The following is a 20,451-nucleotide window of genomic DNA, read 5'->3' as shown; positions in this document are numbered from 1 at the left end:
AATTATTTCTCTTTTGTAAGTATTATCTTATCTTCAACAACTTCTACCTTGTCTGCTAATTGTTCAAGGATAATTTGTTTGATTTTTAGATTTTCCTCTTCAATTTCCCTATCTTTTCCTATAACTTCTACTTTCATTAAATTTTCTTTTGTATAGAAATTTATTTTTATATTTCTATCGCTCATTTTATAATTTATTGCTTCTGATACAACAACTCTTATATCTTCGACTTCTTCTATGTCAAAGCCAATATCGCTTGCAAGGCTTGCTGCTAAAAGCCTCATTGATTTTAAATAAATGGTTTTTGGTGGAATTGTTAAACTTATGGTATCCATTATTCCTCCATCTCAAATAAATCACTTATGTCTGTTATTTTAAATAATTTTTTGATATTTTCTTTTGGATTAATTATTTTTACACTTTTATCTTTTTCTTTTTGATCTTTGTATATATTTATGAACATACCAAGACCTGTTGAATCTATATAATCCAATTTTTCAAGATCGATTATAAAATCTGTATCAGTATTTTTTAAATACTCATCGCAAAATTTAGAAAAATCTTCTTTTGAATAAACGTCTAAATCCCCAATAAGTTTTACTAATAAGTGATCATTTTTTTCTTCAATATTTGCCTTAAACATTTCTAGTCCTCGCTGTTTTCTTCATAATACTTGGTTACAGAAACAATAAAGTCCTCAGTATTTTCTAAATTCTTTAATTTTACTCCTAGGGTATTTCTACCTGTTGTTGATATGTCTCTTGCTGATATTCTAATCATATCTCCTTTTAAGGAAACCATCATTATGTCGTCATCCAAATTAGCAGGAAGAGTTGCTACCACATTTCCAGTTTTTTCTGTGATTTTGTGGCATCTTACACCTTTTCCTCCCCTATTTTGATTGTTAAAATTATTGAAGGATGTTTTTTTACCAAAACCATTTGCAGTTACAACTACCAAATAAACTTCATCCTCAACTATATTCATTGACACAACCTTATCATCATCTCCAAGTCTAATCGCCCTTACTCCTTGAGCGTTTCTTCCCATAGACCTGATGTCTGATGAGGCAAATTTTATTGCCATTCCTTTTTGAGTTGTTACAATTATATCACAAGGATGATCTATTTGCCTAATTGAAACAAGTCTATCATCATCTTCAAGTGAAATTGCTATAATTCCATTTCTTTGAATATTTGTAAATAATTGGGCATCAGTTTTTTTGATTTTTCCCTTTTCAGTTTGGAAAACTAATTGGCTGTTGTCACTAAGCTCTGACAATTCCATTATGTCAGTTATTTTTTCATTTGTTGCAAGAGAAATTATATTTATTATAGCTTGACCTCTTGATTGCCTGCTTGCTTCTGGAATTTCGTAGCATTTTAGTGAATAAACTCTTCCAAGATTTGTAAAACAAAGTAGGGATTCGTGAGTGTTTGTTGTAAGAATTTTTTGGATAAAGTCATTTTCCTTTGTATTTCCAGCGGAAATTCCCTTTCCTCCCCTATTTTGTACCTTATAAGTATTTATTGGAAGTCTTTTTATATAACCATCATGAGTTAGAGAAATTAATACGTCTTCTTTTTCAATTAATTCTTCAATATCAAATTCTCCCTCATCTGGAACAATTTTCGTTCTTCTGTCATCAGCAAATTTTTCTTTTATTTCTAAAATTTCTTCTTCGATAACTCCAATTAATTTTTCTTCATCATTTAAAATTGATGTGAAATATTCGATTTTTTCAGCTAATTCCTTATCTTCTGCTTGCAATTTTTCAATTTCAAGACCTGATAGTCTTTTTAATTGCATATCAAGAATTGCTTGAGATTGTAAATCTGTTAAGCCAAATCTTTCATTAAATATTTTTTTGATTTGGTCGTTATCATAAGATGATCTGATTATTTTTATAATTTCATCGATATTATCAATGGCAATAATCAAACCTTCAACTATGTGTTTTCTCTTTTGAGCCTTGTCAAGGTCGAATCTTGTTCTTCTTCTTACTACATTTTTTTGATGTTCAATGTAATATTTTATAAGTTCTTTTAAGTCAAGAATTTTTGGAACTCCATCAACAAGGGCAAGATTTATAATTCCGAAAGTTGTTTCAAGTTGAGTTTGTTTGTAAAGATTATTTAGGACTATATTTGCATTTGCATCCCTTTTTACCTCAATTACAATTCTCATTCCCTTTCTATCGGATTCATCTCTAATATCTGAAATTCCTTCAAGTTTTTTATCTTTAACATATTCAGCAATTTTTTTGATTAAATTTGCCTTGTTTACTTGGTAAGGAATTTCTGTAACAATTATTCTTTCCCTATTTTTTTTGAAAGGTTCAATTTTTGCAACAGCACGAAGTTTTAATTTTCCACGTCCTGTTTTGTAGGCCTTTTTGATTCCAGCTTTTCCAAGAATTTGTGCTCCAGTTGGAAAATCTGGTCCTTTTATAATTTCTGCCAATTCTTTTATAGAAATTTCTGGATTTTTCATATAAGCAATACAAGCATCAATTGAATCTCCCAAATTATGAGGAGCCATATTGGTTGCCATTCCTACTGCTATACCATTTGATCCATTTACCAAAAGATTTGGAAACCTTGATGGAAGAACTGTTGGTTCTTTTTCTTCTTCATCAAAGTTTGGCATAAAATCAACTGTATCTTTATTTATATCTCTAAGCATTTCCTTGGCGATTTTGCTCATTTTAACTTCTGTATAACGCATAGCTGCTGCGTCATCGCCATCAATTGAACCAAAGTTTCCTTGACCGTTTGCCAAAGGATACCTAGTTGAAAAATCTTGAGCAAGTCTTACAAGGGCATCATAAATTGCAGAGTCTCCATGAGGGTGGAATTTACCCATAACCTCTCCAACAACTCTGGCTGATTTTCTGGTTGGCTTATTTGGATCAAGTCCAAGACCTTCCATTCCGTATAAAATTCTTCTATGAACTGGTTTTAATCCATCACGTACATCTGGTAGGGCTCTTGAAACAATTACTGACATGGAATATTCCAAGTAAGCACTTCTCATTTGCTTTTCGAGATCTACCTCTATGATGTTTTTATAGCTTTCTTCTGTCATTTATCCTCCTAGACATCTAAGTTTTCAACATATTGGGCGTTTTCTTCTATAAATTCTCTTCTAGGTTCTACCTTTTCACCCATTAGCATCGAAAATGTTGCGTCTGTTGACATTTGTGAATCTTCTTTTTCATAAACTTGAAGTAAGACTCTGTTTTCTGGATCCATGGTCGTTTCCCACAATTGCTCTGCGTTCATCTCTCCAAGACCCTTGTATCTAGAAATTTTGTAATTATCTACTTTCCATTCTTTTACAATTTCATCTAACTCTTTATCTGTATAGCAATATCTTTCTTTTTTTCCACTTGAAATTTTATAAAGTGGTGGTTGGGCAATATATATATGACCATTATCTACAAGTGGTTTCATGTATCTATAGAAAAATGTCAAAAGTAAGGTTCTAATATGAGCTCCGTCTACATCGGCATCTGTCATTATTATTATTTTTCCGTAGCGAAGTTTACTTATATCAAATTCCGAACCAATTCCTGTACCAAAAGCTGTAATCATTGATTTTATTTCTTCATAATTTAAAATCCTATCAAGATTTGCCTTTTCTACATTCATTATTTTTCCTCTTAGAGGAAGAATTGCTTGAATTCTATTGTCACGACCACCTTTTGCAGATCCACCGGCTGAATTACCCTCGACTATAAAGATTTCATTTTCTCCTATATCTTGTGATTGGCAATCAGCAAGTTTTCCTGGAAGAGTTGTTGAATCAAGAATTGATCTTTTTCTTGTTAAATCTCTTGCCTTTCTTGCAGCCTCTCTTGCCCTTCTAGATGCTAGGGCTTTTTGGATTATTGATTTAGCGATTTTTGGATTTTCTTCTAAGAAATTTCCCATGTGCTCTGAGAAAAATGCATCTACTGCTCCTCTTACTTCACTATTTCCAAGTTTTCCCTTTGTTTGTCCTTCAAATTGAGGATTTGAAATTTTTACTGAAATAATTGCAGTAATTCCTTCTCTTGCATCATCTCCTTGAAGATTATCTTCATTTTCTTTTAAAAGATTATATTTTCTAGCATAATCATTTACACTTCTTGTCAAAGCTGACCTAAATCCTGAAAGATGAGTTCCACCTTCTAGGGTGTAAATATTATTTGCAAATGTTAGGATATTTTCGCTATATCCATCTGTATATTGAAAAGAAATTTCTATTTCTGTAGATTCTTGACGTCCTTCAAAATATGGTACTTCTTTAAAAATTGGAGTTTTATTTCTATTTAAATATTCTACAAATTCTTTTATTCCACCGTCATATTTAAATTCAATTTCTGACTCATCTCTTTTATCTTCAAAAATAAGTCTTACTCCCTTATTTAAAAAGGCCATTTCCCTAAATCTATTTTCTAGGGTTTTTTTATCATAAACAGTTACATCAAAAATTTCTGGATCTGCTTTAAAAGTGATTTTTGTTCCACTTTCTTTTGTATCCCCAATTATTTCAAGATCACTTGTTGGTTTTCCTCTTTCAAAAGTCATTCTATGAATATGACCTTCTCTTTTTACTTCTGCAATCAAATATTCACTTAGAGCATTTACAACTGAAACTCCTACTCCGTGAAGTCCTCCTGAAACCTTGTAAGCCTTATCGTCAAATTTTCCACCAGCGTGCAAAACTGTAAGAACTGTTTCTAATGTTGATTTTCCAGTTTGTGGATGCTTTTCAATAGGAATTCCTGATCCATCATCTTCTACTGTTACAATGTTATTTTCATCTATACTAATTTTTATGTAGTCACAACGACCTGCAAGAGCCTCATCAACAGAATTATCTACAACTTCGTAAACTAAGTGATGAAGTCCCCTTTCGCTTGTTGAACCTATATACATTCCTGGTCTAAGTCTTACTGGCTCAAGTCCTTTTAAGACCCTAATATTCGATGCATTATATTCTGAATTTTCCATAAGATTCCTTTCTATTATTTAATTCGACCATCTTTTATTTTTCTAATTTTACTCCTACTAACCCCATCCAAACTTTTGGTGTTGGTTGCTGTAATTATTGTTTGAAATTCTCCTAAATTTTCCAATAAAAAATTTGATCTTTTTTCATCAAGTTCTGAAAAAACATCGTCAAATAAGATTATCGCCTTATCTTGGCTAGTATTTTCTATTAAATTTACATTGGCAAGTTTAATATTTAAAATAGCAGATCTTTGTTGACCTTGAGATCCAAATTTTTTTGTATCCTTGCCATTTATTATTATATCAATTTCATCTCTTTGACTGCCTGATGTAGTCCTAAAATATTTTAAATCATCAGAAATATTTTTAGAAAATTTTTCCCCATATTCTTCCATTGAATTTGCTTTGATGTTTGGCTTATAAATTATGGTTAAATTTTCCTTATTTTCTGTAAGATTTAAATGATTTTTATTGGCATAGGTATTTATTAGGGAAATATATTTTTCCCTAAACCTATAAATTTTATAATTTAGCCTAATTATTTGCTGGTCAAATGCCATAAGCTCAGTTTTAAAATATTTTGACCTTTGATTTTTTAATAATTTATTTCTTTGACTTAAAATTTTATCAAAATCTTTTTTAACTGCCTTGTAGCTAAAATTAACACTAATTATTATATCATCAATCAAGTCTCTTCTAAAATTTGGTCCATCTTTTATTATATTTAAATCTTCTGGTGTAAATAAAACCAACTTAAAAAGAGATTTTAAATCCTTGTTTTTGTCATATTTTATTTCATTTACAAATATATCTTTTTTATTTTCATTTACACTTATGTGAACATTTTTGAAAGACTCATTTTTTCTAATAATTCCATCAAGGGACATTTCTTTTTCATTAAACATAATAAGGTCCTTGTCCCTAAAGGATTTGAAACTTTTTGCATTTGCCAAATAATATATGCTTTCAAGTAAGTTTGTCTTACCTTGGGCATTATCTCCCAAAAATATATTTATATTTTCATTAAATTCTATATTTTGAGAAAGATAATTTCTAAATTTATTGAGTTTTAAATTTTGAATCCACATTATACAAGACTTATTAAAAATTGATTGTCAAATTCTATTTCATCGCCCTTATAAAGTTTTTTGCCAGCTTGGAAAAATTCTTCGCCATTTACCAAAATTCCATATTCTTTTATAAGATGTTTGGCTTCTCCTCCACTTTGGGCTATGTCCGTTGCCTTTAAAAGATCTTTTGCTAAAATCTCGTCGCATTCAAATTCTATCTTTTCCATAAAAACTCCTATTCTGCAAGTCTAACTGGAAGAGCAAGATACGTAAATTCTTCATCATCATATTTTGATTCGTTTGGATAAATTAGGCATGGATTTAAAGATGATTTTAAATGCATTCTTATAGTTTGGGTATCACAAGCCTTAACTCCTTCTATCAAATATCTTGCATTAAAAGCAATTTTTACATCATCGCCTTCTTTTTGAATTTGTAAAACTTCTTTCAAATCTCCAATTTCAGAATTTGATTCGATTAGGCACTTATCATCTTCTATATTTATTTTTATAAGATTTGCTCTTTGGGTATTGTTTAATAATTGAGCTCTTTCCAAAGAATTAATAAGTTCTTGCCTATCAACAACAAGGCTTGTTGTAGAAATATCTGAAATTATATTTGTGTAATCAATATAATTTTTATCAATTACCTTGCAATACATCGTAGTGTCTCCAGATTCAAAAATTATATCCTTGTCGTCCTTATAAATTTTTGTAATTTTTTCATCATCAATTATCCTTGTCCATTCAGAAATAGATTTTCTTGGAATAATCAGTCTAGCCTTATCCATTGATGATGGATATGATAATTTTAATTTTTTAAGGGCAACCCTATATCCATCAAGGGCTACAAAATTTAAATATCCATCTTTTAATTCAAACAAAATTCCTGTAAGGGCAAGTTTTGTTTCGTCCAAGCTTGTTGCAAATTCTGTTTGTGAAATTGATCTTTTCAATTTATCATTTTGAATTTCTAAATAATCAACGCTTGGTATAGAGAAATTTTTCTTTTCATAATAATCAAAAGCTAGGATATTAAAGTTTGAACCATTGCATTTGATTTTTATTTTTGAATCTTCTAGCTCAATTTTTATTAGCTCATCTGGAAGTTTTCTTACGATATTTGCAATTATATTTGCATTTATTGCCATTTCGCCTTCTTGTACTACCTTACAATTGGCTTTTGTTACAATAGATATTTCTCCATCTGATGATGTTAGTGTTAAAGTATCATTTTTTGCTTCAAAGTATATTAATTCATGTATTTGTATATTGGTTTTTCTCGAAACAGCTTTCAAAGCTATGGAAATTTTATTTGATAAATCTTTTTGTTGAATTTCTATTTTCATATTTGCTCCTAACATATTATATAAACTTAGTAGTATTAGTATTAGGTAGTGTATATATGTGGATAAGTCTTACAAAGCTTTATTTATAAATTAAAAACTCAAATAATAAGTTCTGGATAAGTTTTTATAAGTCATCCACTTTTCCACACAATCCACAGACTAAAATAATTTTTTTAGAAAGTTAAGCTTATAAACAAGCTTATCCTCAAACTTATACACAATTTGTGGATAACTAAGCTTTTATTTCTTTAATAATTTCTTCTATTTCTTGCCTAAAATCTTGGTCTTCTTCCATTAAATCTTTAATTTTATCATGACCATGCATAACAGTTGTATGATCTCTATTAAATTCATTGGCAAGACTTACCAAAGAAATTGATAAAAGATCCCTGCAAAGATACATAGCAATTTGTCTTGGCATAACTATTTCTTTTTTTCTAGATTTACCTCTAAGATCAGCAAGTTTTACATGGTATCTTTCAGCAACTTTTTTTTGAATATCTTCTGCATTTATTTTTTTTCTATCATTATGAACTCTTGAACTTACACCAAGTCTTGCATCCTCAAGGCTTACAAATGATCTATTATTTGATTTTGCACAAGCAATTGAAGTTGCCAAGGCTCCTTCAAGATCCCTAATATTTGTTTCAATATTTTCTGCAATATATTCTAAAATTTTGTAATCAACAACAGCTCCAAGCTCATCTTGTTTTTTTGTAAAATTGCAACCCTTGTTTCAAAATCAGGTTTTGAAATATCAACTATAATTCCCCAACCAAATCTTGATACAAGCCTATCTTCCAAGTGTTTGATTTCTTTAGGTGGCCTATCTGATGAAATTACAATTTGTTTTCCTTGATTATATAAATCTTCAAAAGTATGGAAAAATTCTTCTTGAGTACCAGTTTTATTGGCAATAAATTGAATATCATCAATCAAAAGCATATCAACAGAACGATATTTTTTCCTAAATTCTTCATTAGTATTATTTCTAACAGCAGAAATCATTTCATTAGTAAATTTCTCACTAGAAAGATACATCACATAGCAATCATCTCTTTTTTCAAGAATTTCATGAGCAATTGCCTGCATCAAGTGAGTCTTGCCAAGACCACTTGCTCCATAAATAAAAAGCGGATTGTAGACTCTTGAAACCTTATAATTAGCCATATTTTCAGCAACAGATTGGCTTGCTGCAAGAGCTAATTGATTTGATTTTCCTTGGACAAAATTTTTAAAAACATTATTTTTTTCAAGAAGAGGTTTAGGATACTTATTTACATTATTAAGTCTTAGTTGCCCATCATCATCAACATTTTTTCCAAGGCTTAAAACTTCATCATAATTAGGTCCATCTTTGGCAACAATTTCAATTTTATATGCCTTATTTTCTCTCTTATTTATATCATTTAAAATAGACTGGAGTTGAGGAACCCAAATTTGGTCAAAAATAAACTTAGTATCATTTTTTGGAATTTCTAAATAAATAGTATCTTCATATTTATTTAGTGGCTTTAAAATTCCAATCCAAGTTTCGTATTGTTGAAGATCTGGAACATTCATTTTCATTTTTTCTTTTAATTCATTAGTTATGTATTCTAGATTCATCTTACAGCTCTCTTTCATAAAATATTATCCACACTTAACAAAATGGTAAATTGTAATAAGTTAATTATATTTTTCGACTTATCCCCAAATTTTGGATAAGTTGTGGATAACTTTAATGTGGATAGGATAAATCTTTATTTTTAGAGAAAATTTTTGCTTATTTTTAAAAAAATAAAATAATACAATTAATTTATCCACAAAAAATATAAGCAAATCAATAAAAAATAGACTTATCATCATCTTTTACACAAGAGATTATACACTAATATAGCCATTTTGTAAAGTTATCCACAAAATGTTGATAAGTTTGGGATAAGCTAAAAAAATTTAAATTTATAAAAATTAAAACTATGTGGATAATGTGGATATCTTGATAAAATATAAAAATTTGTAAATATTTTTATGAGTAAATCTTTGATTATAGGAATTTATTAAAAAAATATTTCAAGAAATTTAAAAATTATTCAAATAAAGAACAATCAAAATTGTATGTGTATAAAATATAATTAAAAAAACTTATCCACACATAAATAATAATTTAAATTCGATGGATATTTGCATAAAATTTATAAAACTTATATTAGTATTAAAATTTCAAAAAAAATTAGAAATTTACACACAAAAATTTTAAATTTTAAAAAATTTAAAGGATTATTTTTTATTTTCAAATAAAAATATAAACCTATAAAATTTAAGCATTAATTTTTAATTTAAATTTTTGTATTTTTATATTTAAAACCTTGACTTTCTACCATTATTTAAATATAATAAAAGACAGCGTAAAATAATAGGAGGTGATAATATGAAGAGAACTTATCAACCAAATAGAAGAAAAAGAAAAAAAGACCATGGCTTTAGAAAAAGAATGTCAACTCCCGCTGGTAGAAGAGTTTTAAAATCCAGAAGACAAAAGGGAAGAAAGAAATTATCTGCATAATAAAAAAGCTGCGGCTTTTTTATATTGTAGATAAGTTAGAAGTTAGGTTTTATTCTTATGGAAAAACAATTTAGTTTAAGAAAGAATGTAGACTTTGAAAGAGTTTATAAAAAATCTAAGCACTACTACAATAGAGATTTTACCGTTTTTATAAAAAATAACGGTGTAAATAGGCCAAGGTTTGGCTTTTCTATTTCTAAAAAAATAGGCAAGGCAAATCAAAGAAACAAACTTAAAAGAAGACTTAGGGCAATTGTTTATGAAAATTATAGGAATATTAATAATGTAGATATAATTATTATTCCAAAAAAACATACCACAGATTTTACTTACCAAAAACTTAAATCTTCTTTGGGACACGTACTTAGTAAAGCCTTTAAGGACAAGAAAATTAGATATGTTAAATAAACTTTTTCTAATATTAATTAGATTTTATCAATTGTTTATTTCTCCACTATTAGGCTCTGGAAAATGTAAATATTATCCTACTTGTAGCCAATATGCTATTGACTGTTTTAAAAAGTACAATTTTTTTAAGGCCTTTTTTAAGGCTTGTTGGAGAATTCTAAGGTGCAATCCTTTTTCTAAAGGAGGATACGATCCGGCCTAGCAATTGATTTTTTATATTTACACTAGAGATTAGGAGAGATAATGTTAAGTTTTATAGCACAAATATTGGGTAGCTTAATGAAATTTATTTATGATTCTTTAGTAAATAATTTTACTGAACCATCTAATATAAGTTTTTATGCTATTTCAATAATTTTAATGACAGTTTTGGTATCATTAATTACTATACCAATGACTATGAATCAACAAAAACAAGCGGCAAAAAGTGGAGAGATTCAGCCAAAAGTTGAAGAAATTAAGAAAAAATATGCCTATGATCCTCAAATTATGCAACAAAAAATGCAACAATTATATAAGGAAGAAGGCGTAGGACCAGGAATATCTTCATGTTTGGTTATGATTTTCCAATTATTAATACTTTTATCTTTATATAGGGTTATTCAAAATCCAAATAAATTTATATTTGCAGGTGATATGCACCAAGTTAAAGATAATTTTTTATGGGTACCAACCCTTTCTAAGGCAGATCCTTTATTCTATGGTTTGCCACTTTTAACAAGTATAAGCCAATTAGGTGTTCAACTTTTCACAATGAAAACATCACCTCAAGGTCAAGCTCAAAATACTCCTGGTATGGGTTCTATGAATAATATGCTTTTGGCTATGCCAGTAATTTATTATTTTGTATTTAGAAACCTTCCTGCAGGTTTGCCTTTATATTGGACAACAAGCTCACTTGCAAGACTTTTAATTCTTGGAGGACAATATTTAGTTGGCCTAAGCAAAAGAGATAAAGAGGAAAAAGATGAAAAGATCAATAGTAAAAACAGCAAAAACTAAAGATGAAGCTATTAATGAAGCTTTGAAAGAAATTAATAAATCAATAAATGAAGTTGATATTGAAGTTATAGAAGAAGAATCTACAGGATTTTTAGGTTTAATTGGACAAAAAGATGCTGTTGTTAAAATTTCTTACGATGAAGATATTAATGAGGGAATTGATTCATTAATGAAAGAAATTGAAGAAGATAGCAAAAAAGAGCTAGAAAAAGAATTTGATTTGGAAGATTTATCAGAAAAAATAGAAGAAGAAAATTCTTTTGAAGATGAATTGGATGAAAAAGAAAATTTAGATGAAATAAATGAATCTTTTGAAGACTTAATAGAAGAAGATTTTGAAGATGAATTAGAAGATTCTGACCAAAAAGAAGACGAAGTAAGTCTTTATTACAAAGCAAAAGATTTGTTAGAAGAAATTTTAATCCAAATGCACTTTGAAGATGTAAAAGTTATTGGAAATTTAGAAGATAACATAATTAAGCTTGATGCAAAAATTGATCCAAAAGATACAGGAATCGTAATTGGAAAAAATGGAAGAACCCTTGATGCAATTGAAACTGTAATAAGAAAAATTATAAAAGCAAGATCAAATAAGGTTAAGCTTAATATAGATATAAACAACTATAAAAAAGACGCGATGATAAAATTGTAATGCTTGCTGATAAGGCGTGCAAAAAAGTTCTAAAAACAAGAAAAAGTTGGAACTTAAAATATATGAATTCCTATGAAAGAAGACTTGCTCACGAGCAAATTTCAAAATATGATAAGCTTGATTCTCACTCAGAAGGAGTTGAGCCAAAAAGATATGTTGTAGTTGATTATAAATTAGATTAACATAAAGGATGTTTCACGTGAAACATCTTTTTTAATTGATAAAATTAATGTATAATATGGAAAGAATGAAAATTTTGTTTATGTCAAAGGTAAACAGTCATTTTAGAAAGGATGAATTATGAGTGAATCTACAATAGCAGCAATTTCTACGCCACAAGGTAGTGGTGGTATATCTATAGTTCGTATGAGTGGCGATAAATCTTTTGACATTATAAAAAAGATTTTTAAGCCAATAAATAACAGACCTTTAGATAGAGAAAAAGATAATAGGATGATGAGATACGGTCATATAGAAAAAGACGGCCGTATTTTTGATGAAGTTATGGTTAATTTTATGAAAGGACCAAATACCTACACAAGAGAAGATATTTGCGAGATAAATTGCCACGGTTCAATGATTTCTGTAAGAGATATTTTGAATTTATTATTGGATATGGGCTGTGAGCTTGCAGATAGGGGAGAATTTACCAAAAGAGCTTTTTTAAATGGAAGAATTGATTTATCTCAAGCTGAGGCAGTTCTTGATATTATAAATTCAACCAATGAATTATCACAAAAACAAGGTTTAAAGCATTTATCAGGTTTGTTGAGAGAAAAAATTGAGGAAATTAGAAATATAGAACTTGAGGCCTTATCAAGAATAGAATATTCGATTAATTTTACCGAAGATGGAGAGGATTTGCCAGTTGATAATATTATAGCTTTTATGCAAAAGGCATATGATGAAATTTCAAAACTTCTAGCAACAGCAAATAAGGGAAAACTTGTTAAAGATGGGATTGAAACAACTATAATTGGCAAACCAAATGTAGGAAAATCTTCACTTTTAAATGTTTTATTAAATGAAAATAGGGCAATTGTTACAGATATTCCTGGAACTACAAGAGATTCTATAACTGAGTATATAAATCTTGGAAATTTAACCTTAAAAATTAATGATACGGCAGGAATTAGGGAAACCCACGATGAAGTTGAAAAAATAGGAGTGCAAAGATCAAAAGAATTAGCAGAAGATGCAGATCTTATTATAGCAATATTTGATAGGTCCAGAAAACTAGATCACGAAGATAAGATGATTTTGGATATGTTAAAGGGAAAAAATGCTATTATAATCTTAAACAAAATTGATTTGGATTCAAAAATTTCAAAAAGTGATTTTGATGATTCTTTTAAAATTATCGAAACATCTATGGTTTCACGAGATGGAGTTGATAAATTAGAAGGAGCTATTTTTGATATTTTTGATTCAAAAGAATTAAATAAAGAATCTTTGATGATTACAAATTTAAGACATGAAAGATTATTAAATTCTTCAAGAAAAAAACTGGAATCATCATTAGATGATATAAAAGCTTTTGTTCCTATTGATTGTGTAGAAGTTGATTTGAGATCTTCTTATGATGATTTGGGACTTATAATAGGAGAAACTGTTTCAGATGAAATAATGGATAAGGTATTTAGGGAGTTTTGTGTTGGAAAATAATAAGTTAGAAAATAAAAATCATAAATATATAGACGAAGCATATGATGTAGTTGTTATAGGTGCAGGTCATGCTGGTTGTGAGGCAGGACTTGCCTCTGCTAGGCTTGGATTTAAAACTTTGGTTCTTACAACAAGTATGGAATCGGTGGCTGATATGCCATGTAATCCTAATATTGGAGGAACTGGAAAGGGACATATAGTAAGAGAAATTGATGCTCTTGGTGGAGAGATGGCAATAAATATTGACAAAACCTTTATACAATCAAGGATGTTAAATACATCAAAAGGACCTGCTGTTCATTCATTGAGAGTTCAAGCTGATAAAATCAAATACCATCAAGAGATGAAAAAAACTCTTGAAAATCAAGAAAATCTTGATTTGTTTGAACAAGAAGTAGATAAAATTAATATTGAAGATGGCAAAGTAAAAAGCGTTGAAACAATTCAAGGGGCAATTTTTCCTACAAAAGCTTGTGTGGTTTGTACAGGAACATATTTAAATGGAAAAATTTTGATGGGAGATTTTCAAAAAACATCAGGTCCACATGGTTTATCTGCAGCAACTCATTTATCCGATAGTTTAGAGCAATTAGGTTTTTCATTAAGACGTTTTAAAACTGGAACCCCAGCAAGAGTTGATAAAAAAAGTCTAGATCTAACAAAGACTGAAATTCAAAAAGGAGATGAAAATGTTGTTGCCTTTTCATTTTTAAATGAAGACAAAGATTTTTCAGATAAAAAACAAGAAGCTTGTTATTTGACATATACAACAGAAAAAACTAAGGAAATTATTATGGAAAATTTGGATAGGTCACCAATGTACGCAGGCCTTGTAAAGGGAATTGGTCCAAGATATTGCCCATCAATTGAAGATAAAATGGTAAGATTTCCAGATAGGGACATCCACCAAGTTTTTATTGAACCAGAAAGTCTTTCAACAGATGAGATGTATATTCAAGGCGTTTCATCAACTCTTCCTCAAGAAGTTCAAAAAGAATTCTATAAAACCATAGAAGGCTTAGAAAATTGTAAAATCATTAGACCTGCTTATGGAATTGAATATGACTGTCTTGATTCTACAAATTTAAAAAGAAGTTTAGAGTCAAAAGAGATTGAAAATTTATTTTTTGCAGGACAAATAAATGGCTCAAGTGGATATGAAGAAGCTGCAGGGCAAGGTCTTATTGCAGGAATAAATGCAGCTTTAAAATTAAGAGGAGAAGATGCATTAATTCTTGATAGGTCTGATGCTTATATTGGAGTTTTGATTGATGATTTAGTAACTAAGGGAACTAATGAACCATATAGGATGATGACTTCAAGGTGTGAATATAGACTTACAATGAGACAAGATAATGCTGATTTTAGGCTTACAGAAAAAGGACATGAAATAGGACTTGTATCAGATAAACGTTATGAAAAAATGGTTGTAAAAAGAGAAAATATTGAAAAAGAAATTTCTAGATTAAAAAATGTAATGATTAGTCCTAACGAAAAAAATAATGAAATTCTAGAAAAAATAGGTTCAAATCCTATAAAAACTGGATATAGTTTGTTCGATCTTATAAAAAGACCAGAATTAACCTATAAAAAATTGGAAGTTTTGGATCCTGATAGACCAGAATTACCAAAATTCCAACAAATTCAAGTTCAAACAGAAATCAAATATCAAGGATATATCAAAAAACAAATGGCAGATATAGGAAAATTTAAAAAACTAGAAAACAAAAAACTAGACCATGATATTGATTATAGTAAAATAAATGGATTGAAAAAAGAATCAGCAGAAAAATTAAATAAAATAAAGCCAGATTCAATAGGTCAAGCCTCAAGAATTTCAGGAGTTTCGCCAGCAGATATAAATGTACTTCTTATAAGACTCAAGTCGGGAGATTTAAATGGATAAGTTTAAAATATATGAACAAATGCTCATAGAAACAAATAAAAAATTTAATCTAACAAGCATTGATGACCCAAAAGAAATAAGGATAAAACATTTTGAAGACTCTCTTACTATAAAATCATATATAAACAAAGGAATGAAAGTTTTGGATATAGGATCAGGAGCTGGATTTCCAGGAATACCTCTAAGAATTGAAAAAGATTTTGATTTAACTTTGATAGATTCAGTAAATAAAAAAGTAAATTTTATGAATGAAGTAATAGAAGAATTAAAACTTGAAAAAGCCAAAGCTATTCATGTCAGAGCAGAAGATTACGCAAAAGATCATAGGGAAGAATTTGATATGGTTATTTCAAGAGCTGTTGCAAATTTATCAACACTTTCAGAATATGCTCTTCCATTTTTAAAAGTTGGCGGAATATTTATAGCAATGAAAGGCCCAAAGGCAGAAGAAGAATATGAACAAGCACAAAATGCTTTGAAAATTTTGGGAGGAGAATTAATTAATATTGACACAATTGATCTTTACGGAAATACAAGAAAAAATATTTTGATAAAAAAAGTAAGGTCAACGAAAAAGAAATATCCTAGAGGAAAAAATCAACCAAAGAAAAATCCTTTATAAAAAAATAAAATAAATAAAAGAAAAAAATGTTTCACGTGAAACATTTTTTTATTGAAAATATGTTATACTATTATAGAGAAAAGAGGATTTATGAAAGCACAAATTTTTTCTGTAGGAACAGAAATATTATTAGGAAATATTACAGATACAAATTCGAAATTTATAGGACAAAAACTTACAGAGTATGGAATAGATGTCTATAAGATGGTAACTATTGGAGATAATTTTGATAGATTGTTCCAAGCAATGAAAAATGCTTATGGAAAAGTTGATTATATTTTTGTAACAGGAGGGCTTGGGCCAACTGAAGATGACATAAGCAAAGAAGTTGCCATAAAAGTTATTGGCAAAGAAGGCCAAGTAGAAATTGATAAAAAATCAAAAGAAAGAATTGAAAGTTATTTTTCTAATAACAAAAAAGCTGTTAAGGTAAATTTAAAGCAAGTAAAATTTCCAAATGGTGCAATTATTTTAGATAACGACAAAGGAACAGCTCCAGGTTGTATAATGGGAGATAAGACTAAGATAATTCTTCTTCCAGGACCACCAAGAGAAATGGAATATATGTTTGAAAATAAACTTTCAAGTTATTTAAAAAAAGATGCTATTATTAAATCGAAGAATTTAAGAATAGGACTTTTGGGAGAATGGGATATGGCGAATAGAATTGATTTGTCATCAACAAACCCTACAATTTCTCCTTATTTTGATAATGAAGGTGGATTTTTAAGAATTACAGCAAAGGCTAAAAGCGAAAAAGAAGCAGATTTTTTATTAAATGAAAAAGAAAAAGAAGTTAAAAATGTTTTTGGAAATTTGTTTATTTCCGATGATGGTTTGAGAAAAGAAGAAACTTTAATAAATTTATTAAAAGAAAGAAATGAAAAAGTTTCTACTTGTGAATCTATAACAGGTGGATTGATTGCTTCATCAATAATAGATATAAGTGGAGCAAGTGAGGTAATAGAAGAATCCTATATAACTTATTCAGATAAAATTAAAGAAAAGATTTTAAATGTTTCACGTGAAACATTAGACAAATATAGTGCGGTAAGTGTTGAGTGTGCAAACGAAATGATCGAAGGCTTATACAAAATTACAAATTCAAGTCTTTGTATAGGATCAACTGGCTATGCTCACAAGGGAGAGGTAATTCTTGCTATAAAATATAAGAACCAAAAAGTTATAAAAAAATTTCAATTTTCAGCTGATAGGAATAAGGCAAGACTTTTTGCAAAAAATCGAGCCTTGGATCTTGCTATAATTATTATGAGAGGTAAGTATGAAGACAATATCGATATTTAATCAAAAAGGTGGAGTAGGAAAAACTACAAGCGTTGTAAATCTTGCGGTAGCCTTGTCAAAACTGGATAAAAAAGTATTGGTTATTGATTTTGATCCACAAGCCAATACAACAACAGGTCTTGGTTTTGATAAAAATGAACTTGAAAAATCAATATACAAGATGTTTTATGATGAAGGGGATAATTACAAGGATTATATTTTAAAAAGTCAGGAAGGTCCTTATCTAATAGCTAGCGAAAATTCCTTGTCAGGTCTTGAAGTAGAGCTTGTAAGTCTTGATGAAGAGGAAAGATTGAAAATGCTTAGCCAAATCATTGAAGAAATAAAAAAAGATTTTGACATTATTTTGATAGATTGCCCACCATCTTTGGGACTTTTGTCTTTAAATGCCCTTGTAGCTAGTGATTCTATAATTATTCCTATTCAAACAGAATACTATGCTCTTGAGGGAGTGAGCGAGCTATTAAAAACTTATCAAACAATAAAAGAATCAATAAAGGAAGATTTGGAAATTGAGGGAGTTTTGCTTTGTATGTTTGATAAGGATACGGATTTATCTTATGAAGTAGTAGAAGAAGTAAAATCATTTTTTAAAGAGAAAGTATTTTCTACTATGATTCCAAGAAATATAAAACTCGCAGAGGCACCATCATTTGGAAAATCTGTTATATCTTATGATGAAAAATCTAAGGGAGCTAGAGCTTACTTGTCTTTGGCAAAAGAGCTTGTAGAAAATGTTTTTGGAAAAAAGGAAAACTTAGAAAAAAATTCAAAGATTGAAGAAAAAAATGATAATTTAAATAATGCTGAGATAAAAAATTCAGAAAAAACTAAAGAAATCCGTGATGAAAAATCTAAGGAAGATAAAAACATAGTTAAGAATGATAAAAAAGAAAATTCTGATGAGACAATAGTAAAGAAAAACAAATTTTCTTTTAATCAAAATAAACTAGTAAATAATGAAAAGAGGGATTAGCTATGACGAAAAAAACATTGGGTAGAGGACTTGGATCTCTAATACCAGAAAATAACAAAAAAAATAAGGCCATAGTTAGGATTCCTTTGGAAAAAATTTATGCGAGGGAAGACCAACCTAGGAAAAATTTTGATGATAAATCACTTGAAGGTCTTAGTCAATCAATAGAAAAATATGGCTTATTAAATCCAATTGTTCTTAAAAAAAATGGGATAAGATATGAAATAATTGCTGGAGAACGTAGGTTTAGGGCAAGTAAGCTTTTGGGTTTAAAAGAAATTGATGCAATTATAAAAAATGTGGATACAAAGGATATTGATATATTATCTATTGTTGAAAATGTTCAAAGGGAAGATTTATCTGGTCTTGAAGAGGCCAATGCTTATAATGAGCTTTCAAAAAACTATGGTATGACTCAAGATGAAATAGCGAAAACTGTTGGCAAATCAAGATCTTACATTGCAAATACCCTAAGACTTTTAAAACTTGATGAAAATTCAAAAAAAGAGCTTGAAGAGGGAAATATTTCTTCATCCCAAGCAAGAACACTTCTTTCTATAAAGGATGAAGAAGATAGAAAAAAAAGCCTTGATGATTTTAAAAATAAAAAAACAAATATAAGAAAAGTTGAAAAGATTAGTTCTAAAAATAATAAAAAAAATCAAAAGGAAGATAATTTAGATAGGATTTTATTTGAGGATTTTGAGGAAAAATTTATTGACCTACTTAATTCAAAGGTAGAAATTAAAAAAAATAATGAAACTTATAGGGTTACTATTGATTGTTTTTCTATTGAGGAGATAGAAAATTTATATTGGAGATTAAAAAATGGAAAAGAATAAAATGATAGATTTTTCTGTAGACCATCTTATAGAAAATACCAGAAAAAAAACAGCTAATCCAGGCGGAGGAGCTATTACAAGTCTTGTTGGAAACCTAGGCTTAAACCTTATTTTGATGATGGCAAAAAAAGATTATAAGGATGAAAAATTAAATAAAAAATCCAAAAAAATCGAAGAGAAATTCAAAAAATATTCTGAAGAATTAAAAGAACTTATGCAAGAAGATATTGATAAGGTAAATCTTTTAATAAAAGCTTATAAAAATAAGGAAATAAAAAATTACGATGACTATATTATAGAGGCAAACAAGGCTCCAAAAAGAACTATAGAGCTTATGATAATTGTTATGCAAGATTGTGATTTTATTTTAAAATATGGAAATATTGATGCGATTTCTGATGGAGAAATAGGGCTTAGACTTGTAAAAGAATCAATCCATTCTTCTTTTATAAACCTTATTTTGAATGAGGAAAATATTACTGATCCAAATCATGAAAAAACAAATTACAAATCTATTATAAATTTCTGTGATAAATTATATAAGGATAATATGAAAATCATCGAAGAAAGGGAAAAGAAATGGGACAAATAATAGCTATAGTGATCTTATTTATTCTTGTTATTTTTGAATATTCTATGATAAAAGCTAATAATAACAAACTAAAAAGACAAAAAAGAAGATACGATCATCTACTTAGGGGCAAAAATCCTGATGTAAATCTTGAAGAATTAATTTTACAATTAAATGACCAAATCGAACAATCAAATAGAGAAATAAAATCTCTTGACCAAAGATCATCAGATACAAAAAATACTACAATGGGAGCTGTTAGCAAAATGGCAGTTGTTCATTATGATGCTTTTGATAGCCAAAGAGGAAGAAATTCGTTTTCATTAACTCTCCTAGATTCATATCACAATGGAATAATTCTTACAAATTTATATTCACAAGATGGCTCAAATACTTACTTAAAAGAGATTACAAATGGAGAATGTGACATAGAGCTTTCCGAAAGGGAAAAGGAATCTTTAGAAAAAGCAAAATTATAGAAGATAATTAAAATTATTGGGGTATAATATTAATGCTAAAATCGATTTATGATTAGGAGG

The 20,451-nt window shown here is 28.7% G+C and carries 21 protein-coding genes and 1 pseudogene; 14 read left to right on the top strand and 8 right to left on the bottom strand.

What is annotated here, in order from left to right:
* Positions 1-2: 2 nt before the first annotated feature.
* The 8 genes and pseudogenes from HGAG_RS09175 to dnaA all read right to left on the bottom strand — a co-directional run bounded on the left by HGAG_RS09175 (position 3) and on the right by dnaA (position 9,026).
* Positions 3-335: an ATP-binding protein gene (locus tag HGAG_RS09175; protein ID WP_019118861.1), complete on the bottom strand. Its 333-nt coding sequence runs from the start codon at positions 333-335 to the stop codon at positions 3-5.
* Entirely contained in the window at positions 335-643 is a 309-nt protein-coding gene (locus tag HGAG_RS09170; RefSeq protein ID WP_004839615.1) for an STAS domain-containing protein, read from the bottom strand. The genes HGAG_RS09175 and HGAG_RS09170 overlap by 1 nt, the downstream gene beginning before the upstream one ends.
* Positions 644-645: 2 nt before the next feature.
* Positions 646-3,087, bottom strand: a complete 2,442-nt coding sequence (gene gyrA, locus HGAG_RS09165) for a DNA gyrase subunit A (protein WP_019118860.1) — start codon at positions 3,085-3,087, stop codon at positions 646-648.
* Between the two features lie 8 nt (positions 3,088-3,095).
* A complete protein-coding gene (gyrB, locus tag HGAG_RS09160; protein ID WP_019118859.1) occupies positions 3,096-5,000 on the bottom strand; it encodes a DNA topoisomerase (ATP-hydrolyzing) subunit B in 1,905 nt (634 codons plus the stop codon).
* 14 nt (positions 5,001-5,014) lie between these two features.
* A complete protein-coding gene (recF, locus tag HGAG_RS09155) occupies positions 5,015-6,088 on the bottom strand; it encodes a DNA replication/repair protein RecF (protein ID WP_019118858.1) in 1,074 nt (357 codons plus the stop codon).
* Positions 6,088-6,297: an RNA-binding S4 domain-containing protein gene (locus tag HGAG_RS09150; RefSeq protein ID WP_019118857.1), complete on the bottom strand. Its 210-nt coding sequence runs from the start codon at positions 6,295-6,297 to the stop codon at positions 6,088-6,090. Before HGAG_RS09150 ends, recF begins: the two co-directional genes overlap by 1 nt.
* Before the next feature lie 8 nt (positions 6,298-6,305).
* Positions 6,306-7,418 (bottom strand): DNA polymerase III subunit beta, encoded by a 1,113-nt coding sequence (gene dnaN, locus HGAG_RS09145; RefSeq protein WP_019118856.1) that lies wholly within the window; start codon positions 7,416-7,418, stop codon positions 6,306-6,308.
* Positions 7,419-7,650: 232 nt separating this feature from the next.
* Positions 7,651-9,026 (bottom strand): annotated as a pseudogene (gene dnaA / locus HGAG_RS10960) (chromosomal replication initiator protein DnaA).
* Positions 9,027-9,828: 802 nt separating this feature from the next.
* Between dnaA and rpmH the strand changes: the two are divergent.
* From rpmH to HGAG_RS09075, 14 genes are all read left to right on the top strand, one after another.
* Positions 9,829-9,963, top strand: a complete 135-nt coding sequence (gene rpmH, locus HGAG_RS09135) for a 50S ribosomal protein L34 (protein ID WP_004815746.1) — start codon at positions 9,829-9,831, stop codon at positions 9,961-9,963.
* A 57-nt stretch (positions 9,964-10,020) separates the two neighbouring features.
* Positions 10,021-10,371, top strand: a complete 351-nt coding sequence (rnpA, locus tag HGAG_RS09130; protein WP_004839608.1) for a ribonuclease P protein component — start codon at positions 10,021-10,023, stop codon at positions 10,369-10,371.
* Positions 10,361-10,573, top strand: coding sequence for a membrane protein insertion efficiency factor YidD (gene yidD, locus HGAG_RS09125; RefSeq protein WP_004839607.1), 213 nt, complete (start codon positions 10,361-10,363; stop codon positions 10,571-10,573). Before rnpA ends, yidD begins: the two co-directional genes overlap by 11 nt.
* Positions 10,574-10,614: 41 nt before the next feature.
* Complete coding sequence (locus HGAG_RS09120; RefSeq protein ID WP_019118855.1) at positions 10,615-11,373, top strand: YidC/Oxa1 family membrane protein insertase; 759 nt, start codon at positions 10,615-10,617, stop codon at positions 11,371-11,373.
* Positions 11,339-12,025 (top strand): protein jag, encoded by a 687-nt coding sequence (locus HGAG_RS10955; protein WP_244263851.1) that lies wholly within the window; start codon positions 11,339-11,341, stop codon positions 12,023-12,025. The genes HGAG_RS09120 and HGAG_RS10955 overlap by 35 nt, the downstream gene beginning before the upstream one ends.
* Positions 12,025-12,207, top strand: coding sequence for a R3H domain-containing nucleic acid-binding protein (locus HGAG_RS12195; RefSeq protein ID WP_244263850.1), 183 nt, complete (start codon positions 12,025-12,027; stop codon positions 12,205-12,207). The genes HGAG_RS10955 and HGAG_RS12195 overlap by 1 nt, the downstream gene beginning before the upstream one ends.
* Positions 12,208-12,325: 118 nt before the next feature.
* Positions 12,326-13,690 carry a tRNA uridine-5-carboxymethylaminomethyl(34) synthesis GTPase MnmE gene (gene mnmE / locus HGAG_RS09110; RefSeq protein ID WP_019118854.1) on the top strand — a complete coding sequence of 455 codons (1,365 nt, stop codon included), beginning with the start codon at positions 12,326-12,328 and terminating at the stop codon, positions 13,688-13,690.
* Positions 13,680-15,596 carry a tRNA uridine-5-carboxymethylaminomethyl(34) synthesis enzyme MnmG gene (gene mnmG, locus HGAG_RS09105; RefSeq protein WP_019118853.1) on the top strand — a complete coding sequence of 639 codons (1,917 nt, stop codon included), beginning with the start codon at positions 13,680-13,682 and terminating at the stop codon, positions 15,594-15,596. The genes mnmE and mnmG overlap by 11 nt, the downstream gene beginning before the upstream one ends.
* A complete protein-coding gene (gene rsmG / locus HGAG_RS09100) occupies positions 15,589-16,218 on the top strand; it encodes a 16S rRNA (guanine(527)-N(7))-methyltransferase RsmG (protein ID WP_019118852.1) in 630 nt (209 codons plus the stop codon). The genes mnmG and rsmG overlap by 8 nt, the downstream gene beginning before the upstream one ends.
* Positions 16,219-16,308: 90 nt before the next feature.
* Complete coding sequence (locus HGAG_RS09095; RefSeq protein WP_019118851.1) at positions 16,309-17,523, top strand: CinA family nicotinamide mononucleotide deamidase-related protein; 1,215 nt, start codon at positions 16,309-16,311, stop codon at positions 17,521-17,523.
* Positions 17,501-18,499 carry a ParA family protein gene (locus HGAG_RS09090; protein WP_019118850.1) on the top strand — a complete coding sequence of 333 codons (999 nt, stop codon included), beginning with the start codon at positions 17,501-17,503 and terminating at the stop codon, positions 18,497-18,499. Before HGAG_RS09095 ends, HGAG_RS09090 begins: the two co-directional genes overlap by 23 nt.
* Before the next feature lie 2 nt (positions 18,500-18,501).
* Positions 18,502-19,341 carry a ParB/RepB/Spo0J family partition protein gene (locus tag HGAG_RS09085; protein WP_019118849.1) on the top strand — a complete coding sequence of 280 codons (840 nt, stop codon included), beginning with the start codon at positions 18,502-18,504 and terminating at the stop codon, positions 19,339-19,341.
* Complete coding sequence (locus tag HGAG_RS09080; protein ID WP_019118848.1) at positions 19,328-19,933, top strand: cyclodeaminase/cyclohydrolase family protein; 606 nt, start codon at positions 19,328-19,330, stop codon at positions 19,931-19,933. Before HGAG_RS09085 ends, HGAG_RS09080 begins: the two co-directional genes overlap by 14 nt.
* The gene (locus tag HGAG_RS09075) at positions 19,921-20,391 is read left to right on the top strand and encodes a DUF4446 family protein (protein ID WP_019118847.1); all 471 of its coding nucleotides are present in this window, start codon (positions 19,921-19,923) and stop codon (positions 20,389-20,391) included. Before HGAG_RS09080 ends, HGAG_RS09075 begins: the two co-directional genes overlap by 13 nt.
* Positions 20,392-20,451 lie beyond the last annotated feature (60 nt).

The organism is Anaerococcus obesiensis ph10, from assembly GCF_000311745.1.
GTDB classification, from domain to species: Bacteria; Bacillota; Clostridia; order Tissierellales; family Peptoniphilaceae; genus Anaerococcus; species Anaerococcus vaginalis.
The sequence above is the reverse complement of the archived record's forward strand: the minus strand, read 5'-3'. Positions and strand labels throughout refer to the sequence as shown.